24 protein-coding genes are annotated in these 25225 nt (G+C 61.2%); 14 read left to right on the top strand and 10 right to left on the bottom strand.

The window, feature by feature from the left end:
• Entirely contained in the window at positions 1-1323 is a 1323-nt protein-coding gene (locus tag M5B97_RS09745) for a nitrate/sulfonate/bicarbonate ABC transporter ATP-binding protein (protein WP_123715397.1), read from the top strand.
• A 59-nt stretch (positions 1324-1382) separates the two neighbouring features.
• Here the strand turns inward: M5B97_RS09745 and prpD are convergent, their stop codons facing one another.
• From prpD to M5B97_RS09775, 6 genes are all read right to left on the bottom strand, one after another.
• The gene (gene prpD / locus M5B97_RS09750; protein ID WP_248731371.1) at positions 1383-2867 is read right to left on the bottom strand and encodes a 2-methylcitrate dehydratase; all 1485 of its coding nucleotides are present in this window, start codon (positions 2865-2867) and stop codon (positions 1383-1385) included.
• Between the two features lie 125 nt (positions 2868-2992).
• On the bottom strand, positions 2993-4183 hold the full coding sequence (gene prpF / locus M5B97_RS09755; RefSeq protein ID WP_248731372.1) for a 2-methylaconitate cis-trans isomerase PrpF: 1191 nt from the start codon (positions 4181-4183) through the stop codon (positions 2993-2995).
• 11 nt (positions 4184-4194) lie between these two features.
• On the bottom strand, positions 4195-6789 hold the full coding sequence (gene acnD / locus M5B97_RS09760; protein WP_248731373.1) for a Fe/S-dependent 2-methylisocitrate dehydratase AcnD: 2595 nt from the start codon (positions 6787-6789) through the stop codon (positions 4195-4197).
• A gap of 95 nt (positions 6790-6884) precedes the next feature.
• Positions 6885-8012 (bottom strand): 2-methylcitrate synthase, encoded by a 1128-nt coding sequence (gene prpC / locus M5B97_RS09765; protein WP_123715393.1) that lies wholly within the window; start codon positions 8010-8012, stop codon positions 6885-6887.
• A 42-nt stretch (positions 8013-8054) separates the two neighbouring features.
• Complete coding sequence (gene prpB / locus M5B97_RS09770) at positions 8055-8948, bottom strand: methylisocitrate lyase (RefSeq protein ID WP_123715392.1); 894 nt, start codon at positions 8946-8948, stop codon at positions 8055-8057.
• 11 nt (positions 8949-8959) lie between these two features.
• The gene (locus M5B97_RS09775) at positions 8960-9655 is read right to left on the bottom strand and encodes a GntR family transcriptional regulator (protein WP_123715391.1); all 696 of its coding nucleotides are present in this window, start codon (positions 9653-9655) and stop codon (positions 8960-8962) included.
• A gap of 272 nt (positions 9656-9927) precedes the next feature.
• Between M5B97_RS09775 and M5B97_RS09780 the strand changes: the two genes are divergently transcribed.
• The 4 genes from M5B97_RS09780 to pabB are packed head-to-tail and all read left to right on the top strand — an operon-like array spanning position 9928 to position 14332.
• Positions 9928-10464, top strand: coding sequence for an ATP-dependent zinc protease (locus tag M5B97_RS09780; protein WP_123715390.1), 537 nt, complete (start codon positions 9928-9930; stop codon positions 10462-10464).
• 5 nt (positions 10465-10469) lie between these two features.
• A complete protein-coding gene (locus M5B97_RS09785; protein WP_134657017.1) occupies positions 10470-12002 on the top strand; it encodes an inactive transglutaminase family protein in 1533 nt (510 codons plus the stop codon).
• Positions 12002-12988: an alpha-L-glutamate ligase-like protein gene (locus tag M5B97_RS09790; RefSeq protein WP_123715389.1), complete on the top strand. Its 987-nt coding sequence runs from the start codon at positions 12002-12004 to the stop codon at positions 12986-12988. The genes M5B97_RS09785 and M5B97_RS09790 overlap by 1 nt, the downstream gene beginning before the upstream one ends.
• Positions 12989-14332 carry an aminodeoxychorismate synthase component I gene (pabB, locus tag M5B97_RS09795; RefSeq protein WP_248731374.1) on the top strand — a complete coding sequence of 448 codons (1344 nt, stop codon included), beginning with the start codon at positions 12989-12991 and terminating at the stop codon, positions 14330-14332.
• A gap of 65 nt (positions 14333-14397) precedes the next feature.
• Here pabB and thrH read toward each other — a convergent pair whose 3' ends face one another.
• On the bottom strand, positions 14398-15015 hold the full coding sequence (gene thrH / locus M5B97_RS09800) for a bifunctional phosphoserine phosphatase/homoserine phosphotransferase ThrH (RefSeq protein ID WP_123715387.1): 618 nt from the start codon (positions 15013-15015) through the stop codon (positions 14398-14400).
• Between the two features lie 150 nt (positions 15016-15165).
• Between thrH and M5B97_RS09805 the strand changes: the two genes are divergently transcribed.
• The 3 genes from M5B97_RS09805 (at position 15166) to M5B97_RS09815 (ending at position 18582) form a co-directional block, all read left to right on the top strand.
• Positions 15166-15900 (top strand): phosphoadenylyl-sulfate reductase, encoded by a 735-nt coding sequence (locus M5B97_RS09805; RefSeq protein WP_123715386.1) that lies wholly within the window; start codon positions 15166-15168, stop codon positions 15898-15900.
• Between the two features lie 409 nt (positions 15901-16309).
• Positions 16310-17839 carry an NCS1 family nucleobase:cation symporter-1 gene (locus tag M5B97_RS09810; protein WP_248731375.1) on the top strand — a complete coding sequence of 510 codons (1530 nt, stop codon included), beginning with the start codon at positions 16310-16312 and terminating at the stop codon, positions 17837-17839.
• Positions 17840-17853: 14 nt separating this feature from the next.
• Positions 17854-18582, top strand: a complete 729-nt coding sequence (locus M5B97_RS09815) for an aspartate/glutamate racemase family protein (protein ID WP_123715384.1) — start codon at positions 17854-17856, stop codon at positions 18580-18582.
• Positions 18583-18586: 4 nt separating this feature from the next.
• On the opposite strand, the gene M5B97_RS09820 is transcribed toward M5B97_RS09815, so the two are convergent.
• Positions 18587-19516: a LysR family transcriptional regulator gene (locus M5B97_RS09820; RefSeq protein WP_248731376.1), complete on the bottom strand. Its 930-nt coding sequence runs from the start codon at positions 19514-19516 to the stop codon at positions 18587-18589.
• Between the two features lie 126 nt (positions 19517-19642).
• On the opposite strand from M5B97_RS09820, the gene M5B97_RS09825 reads away from it, so the two are divergent.
• Entirely contained in the window at positions 19643-20389 is a 747-nt protein-coding gene (locus tag M5B97_RS09825) for a 3-oxoacyl-ACP reductase family protein (RefSeq protein WP_123714292.1), read from the top strand.
• 51 nt (positions 20390-20440) lie between these two features.
• Here M5B97_RS09825 and M5B97_RS09830 read toward each other — a convergent pair whose 3' ends face one another.
• The gene (locus tag M5B97_RS09830) at positions 20441-21130 is read right to left on the bottom strand and encodes an HAD-IA family hydrolase (RefSeq protein WP_123714285.1); all 690 of its coding nucleotides are present in this window, start codon (positions 21128-21130) and stop codon (positions 20441-20443) included.
• Positions 21131-21238: 108 nt separating this feature from the next.
• Here M5B97_RS09830 and M5B97_RS09835 point away from each other — a divergent pair, with 108 nt between their 5' ends.
• Entirely contained in the window at positions 21239-21595 is a 357-nt protein-coding gene (locus M5B97_RS09835) for a DUF2784 domain-containing protein (RefSeq protein WP_134657022.1), read from the top strand.
• On the opposite strand, the gene M5B97_RS09840 is transcribed toward M5B97_RS09835, so the two are convergent.
• Positions 21582-22550, bottom strand: a complete 969-nt coding sequence (locus tag M5B97_RS09840; protein WP_134657023.1) for an NAD(P)H-binding protein — start codon at positions 22548-22550, stop codon at positions 21582-21584. The genes M5B97_RS09835 and M5B97_RS09840 overlap by 14 nt on opposite strands.
• Before the next feature lie 93 nt (positions 22551-22643).
• Here M5B97_RS09840 and M5B97_RS09845 point away from each other — a divergent pair, with 93 nt between their 5' ends.
• The 4 genes from M5B97_RS09845 to M5B97_RS09860 all read left to right on the top strand — a co-directional run bounded on the left by M5B97_RS09845 (position 22644) and on the right by M5B97_RS09860 (position 25101).
• Complete coding sequence (locus M5B97_RS09845) at positions 22644-23528, top strand: LysR family transcriptional regulator (RefSeq protein WP_134657024.1); 885 nt, start codon at positions 22644-22646, stop codon at positions 23526-23528.
• 55 nt (positions 23529-23583) lie between these two features.
• On the top strand, positions 23584-24162 hold the full coding sequence (locus M5B97_RS09850) for a DUF4337 domain-containing protein (RefSeq protein ID WP_060756253.1): 579 nt from the start codon (positions 23584-23586) through the stop codon (positions 24160-24162).
• Positions 24163-24308: 146 nt separating this feature from the next.
• Entirely contained in the window at positions 24309-24662 is a 354-nt protein-coding gene (locus M5B97_RS09855) for a gamma-glutamylcyclotransferase family protein (protein ID WP_134657025.1), read from the top strand.
• 103 nt (positions 24663-24765) lie between these two features.
• On the top strand, positions 24766-25101 hold the full coding sequence (locus M5B97_RS09860) for a hypothetical protein (protein ID WP_010563783.1): 336 nt from the start codon (positions 24766-24768) through the stop codon (positions 25099-25101).
• Positions 25102-25225: the final 124 nt, after the last annotated feature.

Consider the following 25225-nt stretch of genomic DNA (forward strand, 5'->3'; position numbering starts at 1 on the left):
ATGAATACCTATACCGAACACACCGCCGACACCCCCCAAATCTATTCGCTGAAAAACGTGAACCGGGTCTTCGGCAAAGGCAAAGAAGAGCTGCAAGTGCTCAGCGGCGTAGACCTGAGCCTGCACGAAGGCGAAATCGTTGGCATGCTCGGCCGCTCCGGCTCGGGTAAATCGACGTTGCTGCGCATCATCGCCGGCTTGATCCAGCCGTCGTCGGGTGAAGTGAAATACCACGGCAAACCGTTGACCGGCCCGGCCGAAGGCGTCGCCATGGTGTTCCAGACGTTCGCGCTGTTCCCCTGGCTGACCGTACTGGAAAACGTGGAGGCCGGCCTGCAAGCCCTGCAAGTCGAGCGCAAGGAAGCCCGCAAGCGCGCCCTGGCCGCCATCGACCTGATCGGCCTGGACGGGTTCGAAAACGCTTACCCTCGTGAGCTGTCCGGCGGCATGCGCCAGCGCGTAGGCTTTGCCCGCGGCCTGGTGGTCAACCCGACCCTGCTGCTGATGGACGAACCGTTCTCGGCCCTGGACGTGCTCACCGCGGAAACGCTGCGTACCGACCTGCTGGATTTGTGGAGCGGCAAGCAACTGCCGATCAAGTCGATCCTGATCGTGACGCACAACATCGAAGAAGCGGTGCTCATGTGCGACCGCATCCTGGTGCTGTCGTCCAACCCCGGACGCGTGGTCGCGGAGATCAAGGTGCCGTTCCCGCACCCGCGTAACCGGTTGGATCCGACTTTCCGGCAAATGGTCGACGACATCTACGCCCTGATGACCGACCGCCGCAGCGCCGATGCCAGCGTCGGCAAGCCCGAACTGAAGATGAGCAGCCTGCTGCCGGAAGTGTCCACCAACCTCATGGCCGGCCTGATCGAAACCCTCGCCGCCGAGCCCTACAACGGCCACGCCGGCCTGCCCACCGTGGCCGAACGGCGCCTGCTGGAAGTCGACGACCTGTTCCCCGTCGCCGAAATGCTGGAGCACCTGGGCTTCGCCGAACTCAAGGGTGCCGACATCACGCTCACCGACGCCGGCAAGCTCTTCGCCGACTACGGCACCCAGGAACGCAAGACCCTGTTCGCCGAACACTTGATCCAGCACGTACCGCTGGCCGCACGCATTCACCAGGTACTGCTTGAACGCAGCGGGCACCGCGCACCTCGGGTGCGCTTCGAACAAGAGCTGGAAGACTCGATGACCGAAGCGTTCGTGGAGAAAACCCTGGAAACCGTGGTGGCGTGGGGGCGCTATGCGGAAATCTTCTCCTATGACGACCACACCGAGACGTTCAGCCTGGAGGACGTCGAAGGCAGCATGTAGCCCCCTGGAAGCAGCGGGAGGGGGTTTGATCCCCTCCCGCATTAATCCCCGGTGTTTGTTCAGATCATGAACAAATCCAGAAAACGGTTCACTGGCGTGGCCTCAAGCCACGCCTGATCCTTGCACAACGCAAAAATCTCCCCACTGCGCTGCGCGGTAAACCGTGTGGCCAGGTTGGCCTTGAACTTCTCTTCCAGCAACGAAACGCCGTCCACCCGGCGACGGCGATGGCCTATCGGGTATTCCACCGCTACCTGCCTGGTGTGGGTGCCGTCGGTGAAAAACACTTGGACCGCGTTGGCGATGGAGCGTTTATCCGCCTCCAGGTATTCACGGCTGTAGCGTGGGTCTTCGACGATGACCATCTTTTCGCGCAACTGGTCGATGATGGGATGCGCGGCATGGAATTCATCCTCGTACTGCTCCGCTACCAGATTGCCGAAGGCCAGGGGCACGGCGGTCATGTATTGCAGGCAGTGGTCGCGGTCGGCGGCGTTGGCCAGCGGGCCGACCTTGGAGATGATGCGAATCGCCGACTCATGGGTGCTGATCACGATACGCTCGATCTCATGCAGGCGGTCCTTCACTGACGGGTGCAGAATCACGGCGGCTTCGCACGCCGTTTGCGCATGGAACTCGGCGGGAAAGCTGATCTTGAACAACACATTTTCCATCACGTAGGTGCCGTAGGGCTGGGACAGGCTAAAGGTGCGTTTATCCTCCGGCTTGAGAGCCAGATCCTTGTTGGTGTGGCTGAACAGCACGTCGTAAAAGCCCCACTGCGGCGCACTCAATACACCGGGGATACCCATCTCGCCGCGCAGCGCGATATCCGCCAGGCGCACACCACGGCTCGACGCGTCCCCCGCCGCCCAGGACTTGCGCGAACCGGCGTTCGGCGCATGCCGGTACGTACGCAGCGCCTGGCCATCCACAAAGGCATGGGACAAGGCCGCGAGCAACTGCTCACGGTTGGCGCCCATCAGCTTGGCGGTGACGGCCGTGGAAGCGACTTTCACCAGCAACACATGGTCGAGACCCACACGGTTGAAGGCGTTTTCCAGGGCAATCACGCCTTGGATCTCATGGGCCATGATCATCGCTTCCAGCACCGCACGCAGGGTCAACGGCGCGTCCCCGTTGGCCACGCGCTTTTGCGACAGATGGTCGGCTACGGCGAGAATGCCGCCCAGGTTATCCGAAGGGTGCCCCCATTCGGCGGCGAGCCAGGTGTCGTTGTAATCGAGCCAACGCACGATACAGCCGATATCCCACGCGGCCTTGACCGGGTCCAAGCGGAATGACGTACCCGGCACACGCGCGCCGAACGGTACCACCGTGCCTTCGACGAGTGGCCCCAGGTGCTTGGTGCACTCGGGGAAGCGCAAAGCCAGCAGGCCACAGCCCAACGTGTCCATCAGGCAGTTGCGGGCGGTGTCCAGCGCGTCCGTGGAATCGATACGGTAATTGAGGACATAGTCAGCAATATCCTGCAGGACCTGATCGTAGTCGGGACGGTTGTTCTGGTCGACGTTGGCACTCATGGCAGTTCTCCAAAAGGGGTGGGGGTGGGTCCTCGGGCTTACGGTGGAAGGAAGCAGATCTTGAATGTCTGCCTTGAATCGTGGGAGGGGGCTTGCCCCTCTCACATTGGAACTGTGCAGGGGCTTTAGAAGGCGTCGCCGGGAATACGCACGAAGCCTTCCATCAACACCCGCGCACTGCGGCTCATGATGGCTTTCTTGACGACCCACTCGCCGTTCACCTGGCTGGCTTCGGCGCCAACGCGCAAGGTGCCGGACGGGTGCCCGAAGCGCACGGCGCTGCGCTCCACGCCACCGGCCGCCAGGTTGACCAGGGTGCCGGAAATCGCCGCCGCCGTACCAATTGCCACCGCTGCCGTGCCCATCATCGCGTGGTGCAACTTGCCCATGGACAGCGCGCGCACCAGCAGGTCCACATCCGCAGCCTTGATCGCCTTGCCGCTGGATGCCACGTAATCGGCAGGCTTGGCCACAAACGCAACCTTCGGTGTGTGCTGGCGCCGGGCAGCTTCATCGACATGCTGGATCAGGCCCATGCGCAGCGCGCCATAGGCTCGCACGGTCTCGAACATCGCCAGGGCTTTCGGGTCGCTGTTGATCGCACCTTGCAGCTCGGTGCCGGTGTAGCCGAGGTCTTCGGCGTTGATGAAAATCGTCGGGATACCGGCATTGATCAACGTCGCCTTGAAGGTGCCGACACCCGGCACTTCCAGGTCGTCGACGAGGTTGCCGGTGGGGAACATCGAACCACCGCCACCCTCTTCTTCCGCTGCCGGGTCCATGAACTCAAGCTGCACTTCAGCGGCCGGAAAGGTCACGCCGTCGAGTTCGAAGTCACCGGTCTCCTGCACGGCGCCATCGGTGATGGGTACGTGGGCAATGATGGTCTTGCCGATATTGGCCTGCCACACCCGCACCACGGCCACGCCGTTGTGCGGCACGCGGGCCGGGTCGACCAGCCCGGCGCTGATGGCGAACGAGCCCACCGCCGCCGACAGGTTGCCGCAGTTGCCGCTCCAATCGACAAAGGGTTTGTCGATGGAGACCTGGCCGAACAGGTAGTCCACGTCGTGCCCGGCGCGGGTGCTTTTCGCCAGGATGACCGTCTTGCTGGTGCTCGATGTGGCGCCGCCCATGCCGTCGATCTGTTTGTCGTACGGGTCGGGGCTGCCGATCACCCGCAACAGCAAGGCGTCGCGCGCGGCGCCCGGCACCTGTGCCGCTTCGGGCAGGTCCTTGAGGCTGAAAAATACGCCCTTGCTGGTACCGCCACGCATGTAAGTGGCCGGGATCTTGATTTGCGCTGCGTGTGCCATGGTTATCCTCTTCAGGCGGTGGCCGCCGATTCCAGGAAGTCCTGGGCAAAACGCTGCAACACGCCGCCCGCCTCGTAGATCGACACTTCTTCGGCGGTGTCCAGGCGGCAAGTCACCGGCACTTCGACACGCTCGCCATTCTTGCGGTTGATCACCAGGGTCAGTTGCGCACGCGGGGTGCGTGCGCCGACCACGTCATAGGTTTCGCTGCCATCGATCTTCAACGTGTGACGGTCGGTACCCGGCAGGAACTCCAACGGCAGTACGCCCATACCCACCAGGTTGGTACGGTGGATGCGCTCGAAACCTTCAGCCGCAATCGCTTCCACACCGGCCAGGCGCACGCCCTTGGCCGCCCAGTCACGGGATGAACCCTGGCCGTAGTCGGCACCGGCAATGATGATCAGCGATTGCTTGCGCTCCATATAGGTTTCGATGGCTTCCCACATCCGCGTGACCTGGCCTTCGGGCTCGATGCGCGCCAGGGAACCCTGCTTGACCTTGCCGTTTTCAACCACCATTTCGTTGAACAGTTTCGGGTTGGCAAAGGTGGCACGTTGTGCGGTCAGGTGGTCGCCCCTGTGAGTCGCGTAGGAGTTGAAGTCGACTTCCGGCAGGCCCATTTTCGCCAGGTATTCACCCGCGGCGCTGTCGAGCATGATCGCGTTGGAGGGCGACAGGTGGTCGGTGGTGATGTTGTCCGGCAGCACCGCCAGCGGGCGCATGCCCTTGAGCGGTCGCGCACCGGCCAGCGCGCCTTCCCAGTATGGTGGGCGGCGGATATAGGTGCTCTGCGGGCGCCAGTCATACAGCGGCGCGACTTTCGGGCCGGTGTCTTCGTGCACGGCAAACATCGGGATGTAGACTTTGCGGAACTGTTCCGGCTTGACGGACGCCTTGACCACCGCGTCGATCTCTTCATCGCTCGGCCAGATGTCTTGCAGGCGGATTTCCTTGCCGCCGGCGTCCAGGCCCAGCACGTCCTTCTCGATATCGAAACGGATGGTGCCGGCAATCGCGTAGGCCACCACCAACGGCGGCGAAGCAAGGAAGGCTTGCTTGGCGTACGGGTGAATACGCCCGTCGAAGTTGCGGTTACCCGAGAGCACGGCGGTGGCGTACAGGTCGCGGTCGATGATTTCCTGCTGGATCACCGGGTCGAGCGCGCCGGACATGCCGTTGCAGGTGGTGCAGGCAAACGCCACCACGCCGAAGCCGAGCTTCTCCAGCTCGTGGTCCAGGCCGGCTTCTTCCAGGTACATGGCCACGGTTTTCGAGCCCGGCGCCAACGAGGATTTGACCCACGGTTTACGGGTCAGCCCCAGCTTGTTGGCGTTGCGCGCCAGCAGGCCGGCAGCGATCACGTTGCGCGGGTTACTGGTGTTGGTGCAGCTGGTAATGGCCGCGATGATCACCGCGCCGTCGGGCATTTGGCCGGGGACTTCTTCCCACGGGCCGCAAATGCCTTTGGACGCCAGGTCGCGGGTCGCCACGCGAGCATGCGGGTTGCTCGGGCCCGCCATGTTGCGCACGACACTGGACAGGTCGAAGGTCAGGCCGCGCTCGTATTGCGCACTCTTGAGGTCATCGGCCCAGAGGCCGGTATGGCGGGCGTATTGCTCGACCAGGGCGACTTGCTCGTCTTCGCGGCCGGTGAGCTTCAGGTAGGCAATGGTCTGTTGGTCGATATAGAACATCGCCGCCGTGGCGCCGTATTCCGGTGCCATGTTGGAGATAGTCGCACGGTCGCCCAGGGTAAGTGCCGAAGCCCCTTCGCCGAAGAACTCCAGCCATGCGCCCACGACTTTTTGTTTACGCAGAAACTCGGTCAGCGCCAGCACCATGTCGGTGGCGGTGATGCCCGGTTGCAGCTTGCCCGTCAGCTCCACGCCGACGCTTTCCGGCAGGCGCATCCATGAGGCGCGGCCGAGCATCACGCTCTCTGCTTCCAGGCCGCCGACGCCGATGGCGATCACGCCCAGGGCGTCCACGTGCGGGGTATGACTGTCGGTGCCGACACAGGTATCAGGGAAGGCAACACCGTCGCGCACCTGGATCACCGGGGACATTTTCTCCAGGTTGATCTGGTGCATGATGCCGTTGCCTGGCGGGATCACGTCGACGTTCTTGAACGCCTTTTTGGTCCACTCGATAAAGTGGAAACGGTCTTCATTGCGACGGTCTTCGATGGCGCGGTTTTTCTCGAACGCCTGCGGATCGAAACCACCGGCTTCGACGGCCAGCGAGTGGTCGACGATCAATTGGGTCGGCACCACCGGGTTAACCTGGGCCGGGTCGCCGCCTTGCTGGGCAATGGCATCGCGCAGGCCGGCAAGGTCTACCAGGGCGGTCTGGCCGAGGATGTCATGGCACACCACGCGCGCGGGGAACCACGGGAAGTCGAGGTCGCGCTTGCGTTCGATCAACTGGCCGAGGGACGCGTTGAGGGTAGCCGGGTCGCAGCGGCGCACCAGGTTCTCGGCGAGTACGCGAGAAGTGTAAGGCAAGGTGGCGTAGGCGCCGGGCTTGATTGCATCGACCGCCGCACGGGCATCGAAGTAATCCAGGCGACTGCCGGGCAGCGGTTTGCGAAATTCTGTGTTCATCGTCAGGACTCGGTCACGGTAAGGTTACGGCGGGAACCCGGCCCCTGTAGGCGCGAGCTGGCTCGCTCCTACAGGAAACCGATTGAGCCAGCCATTCAGCGACGTTCGATTGGCACGAACTTGCGCTGCTCGACGCCGATGTATTCGGCGCTTGGACGGATGATGCGGTTGTTGGCGCGCTGCTCGAACACATGTGCCGCCCAGCCGGTGAGGCGCGAGCAGACGAAGATCGGGGTGAACAGCTTGGTCGGGATACCCATGAAGTGGTACGCCGAGGCATGGTAGAAGTCGGCGTTGGGGAACAGTTTCTTCTGCTCCCACATGGTCTTGTCGATGGCTTCGGACACCGGGAACAACACGGTGTCGCCCACTTCGTCAGCGAGCTTCTTCGACCAGCCCTTGATCACTTCATTACGCGGGTCGCTGTCTTTGTAGATCGCGTGGCCGAAGCCCATGATCTTGTCCTTGCGCGCCAACATGCCGAGGGTGCCTTCGACGGCGTCCTGCGCTGACGAGAAACGCTCGATCATTTCCATCGCCGCTTCGTTGGCGCCGCCGTGCAGCGGGCCACGCAACGAGCCGATGGCCGCCGTAACGCAGGAATACAGGTCGGACAGGGTCGACGCACACACCCGGGCGGTGAAGGTCGAGGCGTTGAATTCATGCTCTGCATACAGGATCAGCGACACGTTCATCACTTTGACGTGCAGGTCGCTGGGCTTTTTGTCGTGCAACAGGTGCAGGAAGTGGCCACCGATGCTCGGCTCGTCCGTCACGCAATTGATACGTTTGCCGTCGTGGCTGAAGCGATACCAGTAGCACATGATCGCCGGGAAAGCCGCGAGCAGACGGTCGGTGACATCGCGCTGCACGCTGAAGTCTTTCTCCGGCTCGATATTGCCCAGGAACGAGCAACCGGTGCGCATCACGTCCATCGGGTGGGCGTCGGCGGGGATGCGTTCCAGCACTTCCTTGAGTGCTTGCGGCAGGTCGCGCAGCTTGCTCAGCCTGGCGCTGTAGGCGGCCAGTTCGGCTTGGGTCGGCAGCTCGCCGTACAGCAGCAGGTAGGCGACTTCTTCAAACTGCGCATCGGCGGCCAGTTCGCGCACGTCGTAGCCGCGATAGGTCAGGCCGGCACCGGCCTGGCCCACGGTGGACAGTGCGGTCTGCCCGGCGACCTGGCCACGCAGGCCGGCACCACTCAGTACTTTTGCTTCAGCCATGTTCGTTCTCCAATCTTGAATTTATTAGGGAGGCGTGCCGCGTTACTTTTTCGCGGCAAACAACGCGTCGAGCTTCTGCTCGAAGGTGTGGTAGTCGATGCGATCGTAAAGCTCCATGCGGGTTTGCATGGTGTCGATCACGTTCTGTTGGGTGCCGTCGCGACGGATCGCGGTGTAGACGTTCTCGGCGGCCTTGTTCATGGCGCGAAAAGCCGAAAGCGGGTACAGCACGATGGAAACATCGGCAGATTTCAACTGTTCGGTGGTGTACAGCGGCGTCGCGCCGAACTCGGTAATGTTAGCCAGGATCGGCGCCTTCACACGGGAGGCGAACAGCTTGTACATCTCAAGCTCGGTGATGGCCTCCGGGAACACCATATCGGCGCCGGCCTCGATGCAGGCGGCGGCACGCTCCAGGGCGGACTCCAGACCTTCCACCGCCAGGGCGTCGGTACGCGCCATGATCACGAAACTGTCATCGGTGCGCGCATCCACGGCCGCCTTGATGCGGTCGACCATCTCCTGCTGGGACACGATTTCCTTATTCGGGCGATGACCACAACGCTTGGCGCCGACCTGGTCTTCGATATGGATGGCCGCTGCGCCGAACTTGATCATCGACTTGACGGTGCGCGCCACGTTGAACGCCGAGGAGCCAAAACCGGTGTCCACGTCCACCAGCAGCGGCAGGTCGCACACGTCGGTGATGCGGCGTACGTCGGTCAGCACGTCATCCAGGCCGGTGATCCCCAGGTCCGGCACGCCCAGGGAACCTGCAGCCACCCCGCCACCCGACAGGTAGATCGCCTTGAAGCCGGCGCGCTTGGCCAGCAGGGCGTGGTTGGCGTTGATCGCGCCGACCACCTGCAAAGGGTGTTCGCTGGCGACCGCGTCACGGAAACGTTGGCCTGGAGTGCTGTTGTTGTTGGAACTCATGACTCACCTCGTTAGGGGGCAGTGTCTGGAAAGTGACGGGCGATGTTGCGTTTGGATGCGCCGATATGGCGCCGCATCAACAACTCCGCCAGTTCACCGTCGCGATCGGCAATCGCGTCAAGAATGCGGTGATGTTCGGCAAAAGCTTGGCGTGGACGATTGGGTGTCGCGGAGAACTGGATGCGGTACATGCGCACCAGTTGGTACAGCTCGCCGCAGAGCATTTGGGTGAGGGTGCGGTTGCCGGCGCCCTGGATGATCCGGTAATGAAAGTCGAAGTCGCCTTCCTGCTGGTAATAACCGAGGCCGGCCTGGAACGCTTCGTCGCGCTCATGGGTGTGCAGTACCTGGCGCAGTTCCTCGATTTCCGCGTCGGTCATGCGCTCGGCGGCCAGGCGACAGGCCATGCCTTCGAGGGATTCACGGATTTCGTAGAGTTCGATCAGTTCAGCGTGGCTCAGGGACACCACCCGCGCGCCGACATGCGGCACCCGCACCAGCAGGCGCTGGCCTTCCAGGCGGTGGATCGCTTCACGCAGCGGGCCACGACTGATGCCGTAAGTGCGGGCCAGTTCCGGCTCGGAAATCTTGCTGCCGGGGGCGATCTCACCCTTGACGATGGCGGCCTGGATACGCCGGAAGACGTTCTCGGACATGGTCTGGGAATCGTCTTGCGCTACCACTGGGGTTTCCAGCTGCTCCAGCATATTGTCGACACCTTTAAAAGCAATGCCGCAAAAACTAGCCAATCAGACCCTGATAGTCAAAGAATAAATACATATTGTCGACAATCGTCTAATAACCCCTGCCACACCTTCCAAGGGCATGGCCGCCTGCCAGCGCTGGCGCCGGAAAAGCATCATGTTAGAATGCCCGCCGCTTTCGCCTGACATCACCTGATGAAACGGCGCACGAGGGAGTTTGCGCAGCAATGCCAGTCGCCTTGAATTGAACATCGCACGGCACCGCCTCAGGATTTATGAGACTCAAGCCCTTCCTTCTATTGATTTGCCTAGTGTGCGTACCGGGTCTTGGCGTAGGCGCCGAGAAGACCGTGTATGGCCTGAACGAATACGCCAAGCTGACCGGCATCGACCTGGAAGTGGCGGCCAAACTCGATACCGGTGCCAAGACCGCTTCGCTCAGTGCCCGCGATATCAAGCGCTTCAAGCGCAATGGCGAATCCTGGGTGCGCTTTTACCTCGCCATCGACACCGCCCATGCCCACCCCATCGAACTGCCCCTGGCCCGCGTCAGCAAGATCAAGCGCCGCGCCGGTGACTACGACCCGGATGAGAACAAGCACTACACCGCCCGCCCGGTGATTGCCCTGGATATCTGCATGGGCGCCGCTTTACGCAGCATCGAAGTGAACTTGACTGACCGCAGCGCATTCCAATACCCGCTGCTGATCGGCTCCGAAGCCTTGAAACGCTTTGATGCGCTGGTCGACCCCAGTCTCAAATATGCAGCGGGCAAACCTGCCTGCGCCGCCGACGCTTATACCGCCGAGTAAACCGAATGCGCTCTCTGACCCTGCACCTGAAAATCCTGATCACCATTCTGGTGGTGCTGGGCATTTCGGTTACCGCCTACCAGATTTTCGTGTTGGGTATCCCCGTGACCGAGGACGCCACCGACGACCTGTGGAACATCGACGCCAAGGTCGAGTTCGTCGCCAGCCCCAAGGACCCGGTGAAAATCTCGATGTTCGTGCCGCCGCTGAGCCGCGACTTCGTCAGCCTCAATGAAAGCTTCATCTCGAACAACTATGGGGTGAGCGTCAACCGCACCGACGGCAACCGCAAGGTGACCTGGTCGGCACGCCGGGCCAAGGGCAAGCAGACCCTGTATTACCGCCTGGTGCTGACCAAGCGTTACAGCGGCGAAAAGGTCAAGGTCAAGGGCCCGACCTTCCGCGACAGCATTGCCGTGGACGGCCCGGAAAAAATCGCCGCCGAAGCCTTGCTGGCGCCGATCCGACAGCACTCGGCCGATGTTGAGACATTTATCGGCGAGGCCATCAAACGCACCAACAACCTCAACGACGATAACGTGAAACTGCTGCTGGCCGGCGATCCGTCGACACCGCACAAGGCCCGGATCGTCGAACTGCTGCTGTCGATTGCCCATGTGCCGATCGAAAAGGTGCACACCATCCGCCTGGTGGCTGACCAACCGCAAACGCCTGAGCTGTGGCTGCGCAGCTTCAATGGCAACGACTGGCTGTACTTCAACCCGGAAACAGGTGAACAGGGCCTGCCGGCCGACCGCCTACTGTGGTGGACCGGCGATGAAAACCTGATCACGGTAGAGGGCGGCAAGAAAGCGGCCGTGACCTTCAGCCTGAACAACAGCGAAATGAACGCTATTCGCCTGGCCAAGCTGACCGATGAGAACACCGACGCCAACTTCCTCGAATACTCGCTGTACGGCCTGCCGCTGCAAACCCAGCAGACCTTCATGATCATGGTGATGATCCCGATCGGCGTGCTGGTGATCCTGATCCTGCGCAACCTGATCGGCCTGCAGACCCTGGGCACCTTCACCCCGGTGCTGATCGCCCTGGCGTTCCGCGAGACGCAACTGGGCTTCGGCATTGTGCTGTTCACGATCATCACGGCGCTGGGCCTGTCCCTCAGGTCGTACCTGGAACACTTGAAATTGCAGATGCTGCCGAGGCTGTCGGTGGTGCTGACCTTCGTCGTGGTGCTGATTGCGGCCATCAGCCTGTTCAGTCACAAGCTGGGGCTGGAGCGCGGGCTGTCGGTCGCGCTGTTCCCGATGGTGATTCTGACCATGACCATCGAGCGGCTGTCGATCACCTGGGAAGAACGCGGCGCCAACCATGCGTTTAAAGTGGCGATCGGCACGCTGTTCGCCGCGACCCTGGCGCACCTGATCATGAGCGTGCCGGAACTGATCTATTTCGTGTTCACCTTCCCGGCGATCCTGTTGATCCTGGTGGGTTTCATGCTGGCCATGGGGCGTTATCGCGGTTATCGCCTGACCGAACTGGTGCGTTTCAAGGCATTCCTCAAGGCTGATTCATAATGTTCGGCCTCTGGAAAACCTGGAAGGCCCTGGAAGCACGGGGAATCATGGGCATCAACCGGCGTAACGCCGACTACGTGCTCAAGTACAACAAGCGCAGTCTGTATCCGGTTGTGGATGACAAGATCCTCACCAAGGAACGCGCCATCGCTGCCGGCATCCATGTGCCGGAAATGTACGGGATCATTTCCACCGAGAAGGAAATCGACAAACTCGACGAGATCCTCGATGGGCGCAGCGACTTCGTGATCAAGCCGGCCCAGGGCGCCGGCGGAGACGGCATCCTGGTGGTGGCCGACCGCTTTGAAGGGCGCTACCGCACGGTATCCGGCAAGTTGCTCAGCCATGAGGAAATCGAACATCAGATTTCCAGCATCCTCACCGGCCTGTACTCCCTGGGCGGCCACCGCGACCGCGCCCTGATCGAATACCGCGTAGTGCCCGACCAGATCTTCAAAAGCATCAGCTACGAAGGCGTGCCGGATATCCGCATCATCGTGCTGATGGGCTACCCGGTCATGGCCATGCTGCGCTTGCCGACTCGCCAGTCGGGCGGCAAGGCCAACCTGCACCAGGGCGCGATCGGCGTGGGTGTCGACCTGGCGACCGGCGTGACCCTGCGCGGCACCTGGCTGAACAACATCATCACCAAACATCCCGATACCACGAATGCAGTGGACGGCGTACAACTGCCCTACTGGGACGGCTTCATGTCACTGGCCGCCAGTTGCTATGAGTTGTGTGGGCTGGGTTACATCGGTGTGGACATGGTGCTGGACCAGGAAAAAGGCCCGCTGATCCTTGAACTCAATGCCCGGCCTGGGCTGAATATCCAGATCGCCAACGACTGCGGGCTGACCCTGCGTACCCATGCGGTAGAAGCGCGGCTGGAAGCATTGAAGTCAGCCGGCGTGGTGGAAACCCCGCAGGAGCGGGTGCAGTTCGTGCAGGAAATGTTTGGGCATATTCCACCGGTTGAAGGCTAAATGCTGACTTGCTCCGTACACCCTCTTCCCTATCGGGCCAACCCCGCCGAGTATTTTGCGGCGATTCGCCACGCGCCAGGCGCCGTGCTGCTGGACAGCGGCCGACCGGCGGCCGAGCGTGGGCGGTATGACCTGCTCAGCGCGTGGCCCCAAGCAACGTTGACGGTATTACCTGACGAACGTGGTGACGGTTTCCTGCAGCGCTTGCGGGAAAACCTCGGCCAATTGGGTCGCGCAGAGCTGCCTGCCGGTTATGAGCTGCCCTTTACCGGTGGGCTGATCGGCTACCTGAGCTATGACTTTGGTCGGCATCTCGAGCAAATGCCACACCTTGCGGCGGATGATTTGCACCTGCCGGACGCGCGCTTCGGCCTGTATGCCTGGGCGTTGATCAGTGATCATCAGGTGCAAACCAGCCAGCTTGTGTTTCATCCGACCCTGGCCGACAACGAGCGACAACGCTTGATCAGCTTGTTCGGTCAGCCGGTGGCCGAGAAACCGGCGACCTTCACACTGCATGGCCCCATGGCGCCCGACCTCACCGCCGAGGCTTACCGGCAGGCCATCGTGCGCATTCAGGATTACATCCAGGCCGGCGACTGCTACCAGGTCAACTTTGCCCAGCGCTTCCGGGCGTCGTGCGCAGGCGATCCGTGGGCCGCTTACTGCGCGCTGCGCGAAGCCTGCCCGACCCCGTTCTCCGGTTTCCAGAGCCTGCCGGACGACGGCGCGGTACTGAGCCTGTCGCCCGAACGCTTCGTGCACATCAGTGAACGCCGGGTCGAAACCCGCCCGATCAAAGGCACTCGCCCGCGTGGCTTGACGCCCGAAGAGGACGCCGCCAACGCTGCCGAGTTGCTGGCCAGCCCCAAGGATCGCGCCGAAAACCTGATGATCGTCGACCTGCTGCGCAACGACCTCGGCCGCACCTGCCGCACCGGCTCGGTGAAAGTGCCGGAGTTGTTCAGCCTGGAAAGCTACCCCAACGTGCACCACTTGGTGAGCAGCGTCACGGGTGTGTTGGCCGACGACAAAGATCCCCTCGACCTGATCGCCGGCAGCTTCCCCGGCGGTTCCATCACCGGTGCCCCGAAGATCCGCGCCATGCAGATCATCGACGAGCTGGAGCCGACGCGCCGCGGCTTGTACTGCGGCTCGCTGGTGTACCTGGACGTGCGTGGCGAGATGGACAGCTCCATCGCCATTCGTAGCCTGCTGGTCAAGGATGGGCAGGTGTGCTGCTGGGGTGGCGGTGGGATTGTGGCCGACTCGCAGTGGGAAGCGGAGTATCAGGAGTCGCTGACGAAGGTGCGCGTGCTGCTGCAGACGTTGGAAGCGTTGTAACGACTGGACCGGCCCTATCGGGAACAAGCTCGCTCCCGATAGAACCCTTGGCCGCGCTGAATAACCTACAGGCTCAACGCCCGATTAGACGCCTTGATAAACGCTTTCTTCAAATCCTCAAACGTATGCACTGCCGGGAACTGCGGGAACTCACGCATCACGTTTTCCGGCGCGTGGAACAGGATCCCGCAGTCCGCTTCGCCCAGCATGGTGGTGTCGTTGTAGGAATCACCCGCGGCAATCACGCGGTAGTACAAGCTCTTGAAGGCCAGTACCGACTGACGCTTGGGGTCTTTCTGGCGCAGTTGGTAGCTCACCACCCGGTCGTTTTCATCGGTGATCAGGCGGTGGCACAGCAAGGTCGGGAAGCCCAGCTGGCGCATCAGCGGCTGGGAGAATTCGTAGAAGGTGTCCGACAGGATCACCACCTGGAAACGCTCGCGCAGCCAGTTGACGAACTCGATGGCGCCGTCCAGCGGCTTGAGCGTGGCGATCACTTCCTGGATGTCGGCGAGCTTGAGCCCATGTTCGTCGAGGATACGCAGGCGCTGCTTCATCAGCACGTCGTAGTCGGGAATGTCGCGGGTGGTGGCCCGCAGGGATTCAATACCGGTTTTTTCGGCGAAGGCGATCCAGATTTCCGGAACCAGCACCCCTTCCAGGTCAAGACAGGCAATTTCCACAAGACACTCCCATTGGATGTTATTGGTTGAGCGAGCAAAAGGACTGCCGAACTCTAGCGATTCAAGCTCGTCGCCGCAACGCAGGGTGGATTTGATACCATCACCCCCCTATAGAGCGCTCAGCGCCACTGACCTGTAGGAACCGTCCTGATGAACCCAGCCTTCGACGTCGCCGAACTCGCCGCGACTTATGCCAACAAATCCGCCCAGGATATTCTCAAGCTGGCGTTCAGCCAGTTCGGTGATGACCTGTGGATCTCCTTCAGCGGTGCCGAGGATGTGGTGCTGGTCGATATGGCTTGGAAGCTGAACAAGAACGTCAAGGTGTTCAGCCTCGACACGGGCCGCCTGCACCCGGAGACCTACCGCTTCATCGAGCAGGTGCGCGAGTTCTACAAGATCGACATCGAATTGATTTCGCCGGACCAGAGCAAGCTTGAGCCCTTCGTCAAGGAAAAGGGTCTGTTCAGCTTCTACAAGGACGGCCATGGCGAGTGCTGCGGCGTGCGCAAGATCGAGCCGCTGCGCCGCAAACTCGCAGGCGTGCGGGCATGGGCCACCGGCCAACGCCGCGACCAGAGCCCCGGCACCCGTAGCCAGGTGGCCGCGCTGGAAATCGATAGCGCGTTTTCCACGCCGGAGCGCACCCTGTACAAGTTCAACCCGCTGGCACAGATGACCAGCGAGGAGGTCTGGGGTTACATCCGCATGTTGGAATTGCCTTACAACAGCCTGCATGAGCGCGGTTTTATCAGCATCGGCTGCGAGCCCTGCACCCGTCCCGTATTGCCTAACCAGCACGAGCGCGAAGGCCGCTGGTGGTGGGAGGAAGCCACGCAGAAGGAATGCGGGCTGCATGCCGGGAATATCATCAGCAAGGCCTGAGGGCCGGTACGATCAATTCGGTGGGGAGTGGGCCTGCTCGCTCCCACATTGGTTTCGTGTTGGCTGCCGAATGTGTACACACAGATGTAACCATCGGTGCCATTTATGTGTGCAGCATTTCTTGATCCGCACCATAACGTAACACCTCTATCCATTCGCCATTTCCCGTCTCGTACCAAACCTCTCCCACAGAAAAATAAATAGCTGTTCAAACGGTCAATTTATATCGCTTTGAATTCAGCTAGTTATTCCATGAACCTGCAAAAAAGAAATTATCCGCCGTTTTCATAGAGCGAAAACTGGCACGCATGTGGCTTAAGGTGAAATAGGTTTTGTATACAATAAATACAAAATATACATACACTTTGCCATCCGCGGCTCGCTCGCAGATGCGCTGGAGCCTGCCGGAATGCGTACAAGTCTTTCCAACAACATCGCACTGGATCTGCCCTCCTCCGCCCTGAACCCCGAGGCGATCAGCCGCGGTCCCTTGGTACTCAGCCCGCGCCTGCACAACAAGGACCTGGCGCCCACCAAGGCCGAAGGACGACGTTGGGGGCGCTACAGCATCTTTGCGCTGTGGACCAACGACGTGCACAACATCGCCAACTATTCGTTTGCCATCGGTTTGTATGCGTTGGGGCTCGGTGGTTGGCAGATCCTGTTGTCCCTGGGCATTGGCGCGGCGCTGGTGTACTTCTTCATGAACCTGTCGGGGTTTATGGGCCAGAAGACAGGTGTGCCGTTTCCGGTGATCAGCCGTATCAGCTTCGGCATCCATGGCGCACAGATTCCCGCGCTGATTCGGGCCGTTATTGCGATTGCCTGGTTTGGTATCCAGACCTACCTGGCGTCGGTGGTTTTCCGCGTACTGTTGTCGGCGATTCATCCAGGGTTTGCCGACTATGACCACAACTCGATCCTCGGCCTGTCGACCCTGGGCTGGGTGTGTTTTGTGACCATCTGGTTCGTGCAACTGGCGATCCTGGCGTATGGCATGGAAATGGTGCGCCGTTATGAAGCCTTCGCCGGGCCGGTGATTCTGGTGACGATGGCCTCGTTGGCCGGCTGGATGTACTTCCAGGTCGGCGGCAGCATCGCCTGGTCGATCCGCGAGCCGCTGAGCGGCGGCGAGATGTGGCGCAATATCTTTGCCGGTGGCGCGTTGTGGCTGGCCATCTACGGCACGCTGATCCTCAATTTCTGCGACTTCGCCCGTTCCTCCCCCTGCCGCAAGACCATCCTGGTGGGCAACTTCTGGGGCTTGCCGGTAAACATCCTGGTGTTTGCCGCGATCACCGTGCTGCTGTGCGGCGGCCAGTTCCAGCTCAATGGCCGGGTGATCGAAAGCCCCACCGAAATCATCGCCGCCATTCCCAATACGTTCTTCCTGGTGCTGGGCTGCCTGGCTTTCCTGATCGTCACCGTGGCGGTGAACATCATGGCCAACTTCGTCGCTCCGGCCTTCGTGTTGAGCAACCTGGCCCCCAAGTACCTGAACTTCCGTCGCGCCGGGCTGATCGCCGCCACCGTGGCGGTGCTGATCCTGCCGTGGAACCTCTACAACAGCCCGCTGGTGATCGTGTATTTCCTCTCGGGCCTGGGCGCGCTGTTGGGACCGTTGTACGGGGTGATCATGGTCGATTACTGGCTGATCCGTAAAAGCCAGGTGGATGTGCTGCAGCTGTACAGCGAAGATCCGAACGGCGCTTATTACTACAGCCATGGGGTCAATTTGCGCGCAGTAGCGGCGTTCATTCCTGCGGCAGTGATCGCGATTGTGCTGGCGCTGTTACCCGGCTTTTCCGGCGTCGCCCCCTTTTCCTGGTTGTTTGGCGCCGGTATTGCAGGGCTGCTGTACCTGCTGATCGCCAAGCGCCAACCGTTCTACGCCGATGTCAGCGGCGAGAGCATTGCAGTCGATAACGTCAGTCACTAATGCAAGGACATTCCATGCGTATCCTCGTGGTCAACGTCAACACCACCGAATCCATCACCGACACCATCGCTCAACAAGCGCGAGCCGTGGCTTCGCCCGGCACCGAGATCGTCGGGCTCACGCCCTACTTCGGAGCAGAGTCAGTGGAAGGCAATTTTGAAAGTTACCTGGCGGCCATTGCCGTGATGGATCGGGTAATGGCCTACGACCAGCCGTTCGACGCGGTGATTCAGGCCGGTTACGGCGAGCACGGCCGCGAGGGCTTGCAGGAGTTGCTGAATGTGCCCGTGGTGGACATCACCGAAGCGGCCGCCAGCACCGCGATGTTCCTCGGCCACGCTTATTCGGTGGTGACCACCCTGGACCGCACCGTGCCACTGATCGAAGACCGCCTGAAACTCGCAGGCTTGTACCAGCGTTGCGCCTCGGTGCGGGCCAGTGGCATGGCGGTGTTGGAGCTGGAGGAAAACCCGCTGGCTGCGATGGAAGCCATCGTGCGTCAATCGGAACTGGCCATCAGCCAGGACAAGGCCGAAGTGATCTGCCTGGGCTGCGGCGGCATGGCCGGGCTGGATGAACAGATTCGCCAGCGCACCGGCGTGCCAGTGGTGGATGGCGTAACGGCGGCGGTGACGATCGCCGAATCGCTGGTGCGACTCGGTTTGTCGACGTCGAAGATCAGGACCTATGCAACGCCGCGGCCGAAGAAGGTGATCGGCTGGCCAGGCAGGTCCGGACGCTGAAGGTCTACTGTGGGAACGCGCTGAACTGCCGTGCCAAGCCCTGCTCGGCAAACTGTTCGATGATGAAATCCACGAATGCCCGGGTCTTGCCGGGCAGCAGTTTGTGTTCGGCGTAGTAGAGGGAGATGTTGCCGTCGTCAACGTACCAATCGGGCAATACCCGCACCACTTCACCGCTGTCGAGGAACGGCAACGCCATCGGCATGCTCACCAGCGCAATGCCTAAACCCTGGGCACTGGCGCAACAGGCCGCTTCGGAGTCGCTCATGGTCATGCCGGGCTTGAGCACCAGTGGGCGATGCTCGCGCTCCAGGCTGGTGAGTTGCCAGGAGCGCACGCGGCCAGTTTGCGGTGAACGGATCAAGATGCCGCTGCACCACGCCAAATCCTCGGGAAGCAACACTGGCGGACGTTGTGCCAGGTAGCCCGGCGCAGCCACCAGCACCCGATGAGCCGGCGTCAGCTTGCGCGCGACCACCCCTTGGGGCAGTTCGAATCCACCCCCGATAGCCGCGTCAAAACCCTGGCCAATCAGATCGACCTGGCGATTATCAAAATGCCAGTCCGGGCTGATATCCGGAAAGCGCTGCATGAATTGGCCCAACAACGGCACGATGTACCGATTACCGAACACCGTGCCCATGCTGACCTTGAGCGTACCCACCGGGCGCCCTTCTGCACTGGCCAGGTTGGCCACGGCGTTTTGAATGGTGGTGAGGCTGGCGCTGACTTCCTCGAGAAACCGCTGGCCGGCTTCGGTCAGGGTCAGGCGCCGCGTGCTGCGCTGGAACAAGCGCCCCCCCAGGCGCGCCTCCAGCTTGGCAACACTTTTCCCCACCGCGGCCGGGGTCAGGCTCAGGTGCCGGGCGGCTTCGGCAAAACTGCCGCCTTCGGCGCTGCGCACGAAGCATTCGATACTGCCAAAGCTCTCCATATCGACCCACTCTAAACTTTTGGTTTACACAGACTATAGCAATCACGGTCTATCGGGCTGGATGGCTGAGGTCGATACTCGGCTCCAACACCAAGGCATCCCGCCTTGAACAGCTTGGAGATCGACATGACCACTCAAAACCTCAGCGGCAAAGTCGCCTTGATTCAAGGCGGTTCCCGCGGCATCGGCGCCGCCATCGTCAAGCGCCTCGCCGCGCAAGGTGCAGCCGTCGCCTTTACCTACGTCAGTTCGGCCGCCAAGGCACAAGCCTTGCAGAACAGTGTGATCAGCGAAGGCGGCAAAGCCTTGGCGATTCATGCCGACAGCGCTGACGCCACGGCGATACGCCAGGCGGTCAACACCACCGTCGAAGCCTTCGGCGGCCTGGACATCCTGGTGAACAACGCTGGCGTGCTGGCCATCGGGGCGCTGGAGGATTTCACCCTGGAAGATTTCGACCAAACCCTGGCAATCAACGTGCGCAGCGTATTTATCGCGACTCAGGAAGCGGCCAAACACATGAAAGAAGGCGGCCGGGTGATCAACATCGGCAGCACCAATGCCGATCGCATGCCGTTTGGCGGCGGCGGGCCGTATGCCATGAGCAAATCAGCGCTGGTGGGGCTGACCAAAGGGTTGGCGCGGGACCTGGGACCGCGTGGCATCACCATCAACAACGTACAGCCTGGGCCGGTGGACACCGATATGAACCCGGCGGACAGTGATTTTGCGGAAAGTCTGATGGGGCTGATGGCAGTGGGACGGTATGGGCATGTGGAAGAAATCGCCAGCTTTGTGGCTTATCTTGCAGGGCCGGAGGCTGGGTATATCACCGGTGCCAGCCTGAGCATCGATGGTGGTTTCAGCGCCTAAGCAACTGCGGGAGGAGCACCGCTCCTCCCCTATTGTTTTGACTGTGCTTATTCAAGACATGGGTGGCAAACCATAAGCCGCCAAATCAAAGTCCGCGAGTTTGCGAATGATCTGGTCGGCATGCTGGTACTTGCTGTCGGCCATGGCTTCATCCGGCACGGCGATGGCGGTCATGTTGGCGGCTTTGGCGGCCGTGACACCGAACGGCGAATCTTCGAACACCAGGCAATCCCCGGGCGCGACGCCCAGGCGGCGGGCGGCGGTGAGGAAGATGTCCGGTGCGGGTTTGGCGGCGCCGACTTCCGGGTCATCGGCCGTGACGATGGTGTCGAACAAACCGAACCACTCGCGGTGCAGCGTGGTCTTGTGGCCAAACGAATTGCGTGACGAACTGGTGCCCACCGCGATCGGGATATTGTGTGCTTTCAAATGCCGTACCAGCGCTTCGGCACCGGGCATGCCCAAAGCCTTGGGGAACCGCTCGCTCATCAACGGTTCGCGGATGGTCAGAAATTCAGCCGGTGTGATCGGCAAGTCCAGTGCCTTGACCACGTAATCGGCCAGGTCCTGGGCACCGCGACCGATAATGTGCTGCTTGATGCCCCAATCATAGGTACGCCCGTAGCGTTCGGCGATGATCTGCGTCACTTCGGTGTAGATGCCTTCAGTGTCCAGCAACAACCCGTCCATATCGAATATCACGGCCTTGATCGGACCGACAGCGGTATGCGGTGCATTCATCACAACAGAACCTGGGGGGAAGGACTAAAAGGATTCAGCACAATAACGGCCACGCTTGCCGGCAGGCAACCCTTTAGACTGTGCGCCTTTTCTTTGGAAGTGCCTGCAATGCTCTACCGTCTGGCTGCCGACAGCCTTGTGCTGTTCCATCTGAGCTTTATTCTGTTCGTGCTGTTCGGTGGCCTGCTCGCCCTCAAATGGCGCTGGGTAATGTGGCTGCACCTGCCCGCCGTAGCCTGGGGAATCGCAGTGGAGGTGTTGCACATGCCCTGCCCGCTGACCCGCTGGGAAAACCTGTTTCGCCACCTCGCCGGGCAAGAGGGCTATGGCGCCGGCTTCATCGAGCACTACCTGCTCACGCTGATCTATCCCGCGGGCCTGACAGCGAACATTCAATGGGTACTGGGTGCGGTCGTGGTGCTGATCAACCTCACCGTGTACGCGCGCTTGATCAGGCGCGCTTAGGCAGGCAGCCCAAGTCGTCCAATGTGGCCTCCACCGCCTGTTCCAACGGCGTGTGAGGTTCCTTGCCCAGAACCTCGACCAGGCGCTGGTTGTCCATGCGCAGCGGCGTGCGCCAGAGGTAACGCATCTCCTGCATCTCGCGGAAGGTGACGACGAAGGGCGCCGCCAACGTCAACAACCACCATGGGAACGCTCTCACGCGGGGCAGGCGCCCCGTCCTGCGTAACACCACGCGTTGGATGGCCGCGCTCATCTGCGTGCCGTCGGTATCGACATGGCCGGCCATGTGAAAACTGGCGAACGCCTCCAGGGTGGCGCGGCGCTCAAGCAACTTGACCATCGTGCACGCTACGTCCGGCAGATAGGCCCACTGATGCAGCAGGCCACGTGCGCCCGGATAACTTACTTTGGTAACCGGTTGCCCCGGTTTGAGCAGCCCCATGGAAAACCAGCTGTTGGCCGCGCGGGCACCGAAAAAATCCCCGGCACGCACGACCAGCACCCGCGCGCCCTGTTGGGAGGCCTCCAGCAAACGTTGCTCCAATTGCACACGAATCGCGCCCTTGCGCGTCTGCGGGTGCTGGGGCGAATCCTCGTGCAACACCGGAAACGCATCCGGCCCGAAGTTATACACCGTGCCCGGCAACACGATGGTCGCGCCCTCGGCGATAGCCGCCGCGATGGTGTTATCGATCATCGGCAGCACCAGCCCGGCCCAATTACGATAGCCCGGCGGGTTGACCGCATGGACGATCACCTCACAACCACGCGCCGCCGCCAGCACTTCCTGGCGATTGAGTGCGTCACCCTTGAGCCAGGTGAGGCCAGGGTTTTGACGTCGGGCCTTGTCGACATCCCGGGTCAACGCACGCACGTCCCAACCCGCCGCCGCCAGTTGCCGCGCCACTTCGCCACCAATGCCGCCGGTTGCACCCATTACCAGAACCTTGCTCATCACACGCTCCCACGTTGGTTGTTGAGCGCATTCTGTTACCGGCCCTGCTATAGAGGAATTGTCGAAGGCCCACCAGTCGCTATACATTTATGCATGGCATCAACTATTGGCTGGGAGCTTTACCGGTCGTTCCTGGGTGTACTCAAGGAAGGATCGTTGTCGGGGGCCGCGCGGCTGCTCGGCATCACGCAGCCTACGGTGGGTCGGCATATCGCTGCGCTGGAGACGGCGTTGGACGTGGTGCTGTTCACGCGTTCACCGGCAGGACTGCTGCCGACGGCGGTCGCTCACACCTTGCGCGCCCACGCCGAAACCATGGAACGCACCGCAGCTGCCCTTGAGCGCGCCGCCTCTTCCCACGGCGACGAGGTGCGCGGTGTCGTGCGGATTTCCGCGAGTGAGGTCGTCGGTGTGGAGGTGCTGCCGCCGATCATCACCCAGTTACGCCATGAGCATCCACACCTGCGGGTTGAACTGGTACTGACCAACCGCCTCAGCGACCTGCTGCAACTGGAAGCCGACATCGCCGTGCGCATGGTCCGGCCCAGTCAGGAGCAACTGCTGGCAAGGCGCGTGGGGTTGATAGAAGTGGGCCTGCACGCACGCGATGATTATCTGCAACAACATGGCGTCCCCCTTCACATGCAAGACCTGGCCAACCATTCGGTGATCGGCTTCGACCAGGAAAACGCCTTTATCCGCAGCCTGGCCATCAAGGGCTTCGAACGCACGGCCTTCGCCCTCAGCAGCGACAGCGACCTGGCACAACTGGCCCTGATCCGGGCCGGTGCCGGTATCGGTGGCTGCCAGGTACAACTGGCCAAGCGCGATCCGCGCCTGCGCCGAGTGCTGCCGCAGGTTTTCGCGCTCAAACTGGACACCTGGGTGACCATGCATGAGGACCTGCGCAACAGCCCACGCTGCCGGGTAATGTTTGATGCCTTGGTGACCGGTTTGCAGCGTTACGTACAGGTTTGAGACAGCTTCGCTGGTGAAGAATCAAGCTTCCCTCATTCCGTGCGCAGGAGCCCCCATGTCCGAAGCCTTCGAAGTCCCCAGCCCCCACGAAAAACACATTGAACACACCACCGAACATGCCCACGGCCGCGGTGACAATTTCGCCAGCCGCATTGCCGTGATGACCGCGCTGATGGCCACCCTCGGCGCCATGCTCAGCTACCAGGCCGGCTCCACCGAAAGCGAAGCGGCGATGGACAAGAACAACGCCGCCATCATCAAGACCGAAGCCGCCAACCAGTGGAATTACTACCAGGCCAAATCCAGCCGGCAAAACCTCGCCGAACTGGCCGCACACATCCCCGGCGTCGATGCGGCGCACTACAACGACGAAGTGCAGCGCTACAAAAGCCAGAAGGAAGAAGTGCGCAAACAAGCCGAAAAGCTCGAGGCCACTTCACGGGAATGGGATCAGAAATCCGAAGAAGCACTGCACCAGCATCACCGCTGGGCCCAGGCGATGACGGCGATCCAGATTGCGATTTCGTTGGCGGCGATTACCTTGTTGACGCGGCGGGAGTGGTTGAAGCGCATGTCCTATGCGGCGGCGGGTGTGGCGGTGGTGCTGGGCAGCCTGGCGTGGCTGCATATCTGATCTGAGGCGGGCGGTACGACTCTATAGCCAACAGCCCTCCTGCAAAACTTTGTAGAATCGCGCTGAAAAACCCATAGGATCGCGGAAGAGCGGCCCTACAGCCACGTCTACGAAAACTTGCTCGCCTGAGCCGTTAAGGATAATCAATGGAACACTCTACCGAATTTCCCGTACTGCTTTTTTCCTACGGCACCCTGCAAGACAAAGCCGTACAACTGGCCAACTTTGGCCGGGAACTCGCCGGACAGCACGACGCTATGCTGGGCTACTCCCAAAGCTGGGTAGAAATCACCGATCCCGCTGTGTTGGCGGCCAGCGGCAAGACCCACCACCCCATCGTCGCTCCCACCACGGAAAACGGCCGCAGCGTAGAAGGCATGGTCTTTCAGATCAGTGAGCAGGAACTGGCAGCCGCGGATGCCTATGAAGTGTCGGACTACAAGCGTGTCTCGGTGCCGTTGGTATCCGGCCTGACAGCCTGGGTATACGTGCAGGCGTGAAAGCGAAACCTTTGGTTGGCGGATTTCAATCTGCCATCTGAGCGATTAGAGTATCGCGCCCCTGGGAAATTGGATCCCGGGATTGAGTTCATGGAGTTATTGAGTGAAGTACGTCAGTAAAGTGGTTGCAGCAGCAGTTCTGGGTTTCGCCCTTGCAGGTTGCACCGGTACCGCGATCAAATCCCCGCAATACGACAGCAGCCAATACACCGTTTTGGGTCACAGTGAAGCCAGCGCCACCGGCATCATGCTGTTCGGCGTTATCCCGATCGGCCAGAACAGCCGTTTCGTGCGCGCGCAGGACGCTGCTATCAAGGCCAAGGGCGGCGATGCGTTGATCAACACCCAAGTGCAAGAAAACTGGTTCTGGGCCTGGGTACTCAGCGGTTACACCACCAAGATCTCGGGTGATGTGATCAAGCTGAAAACTGCGCAATAAATGATTGTGAAATAGTCAAAATCGCCAGGGCTCAGGCCCGAGCGCGATGGATCATGGGCCATACCTCGAGGGTGGCCCCATGAACCTCAGTATCCCCATGAGCATCTGCATGAAGCGACCGAAC

It is taken from the genome of Pseudomonas sp. MWU13-2517, from assembly GCF_023242545.1.
GTDB lineage: Bacteria > Pseudomonadota > Gammaproteobacteria > Pseudomonadales > Pseudomonadaceae > Aquipseudomonas.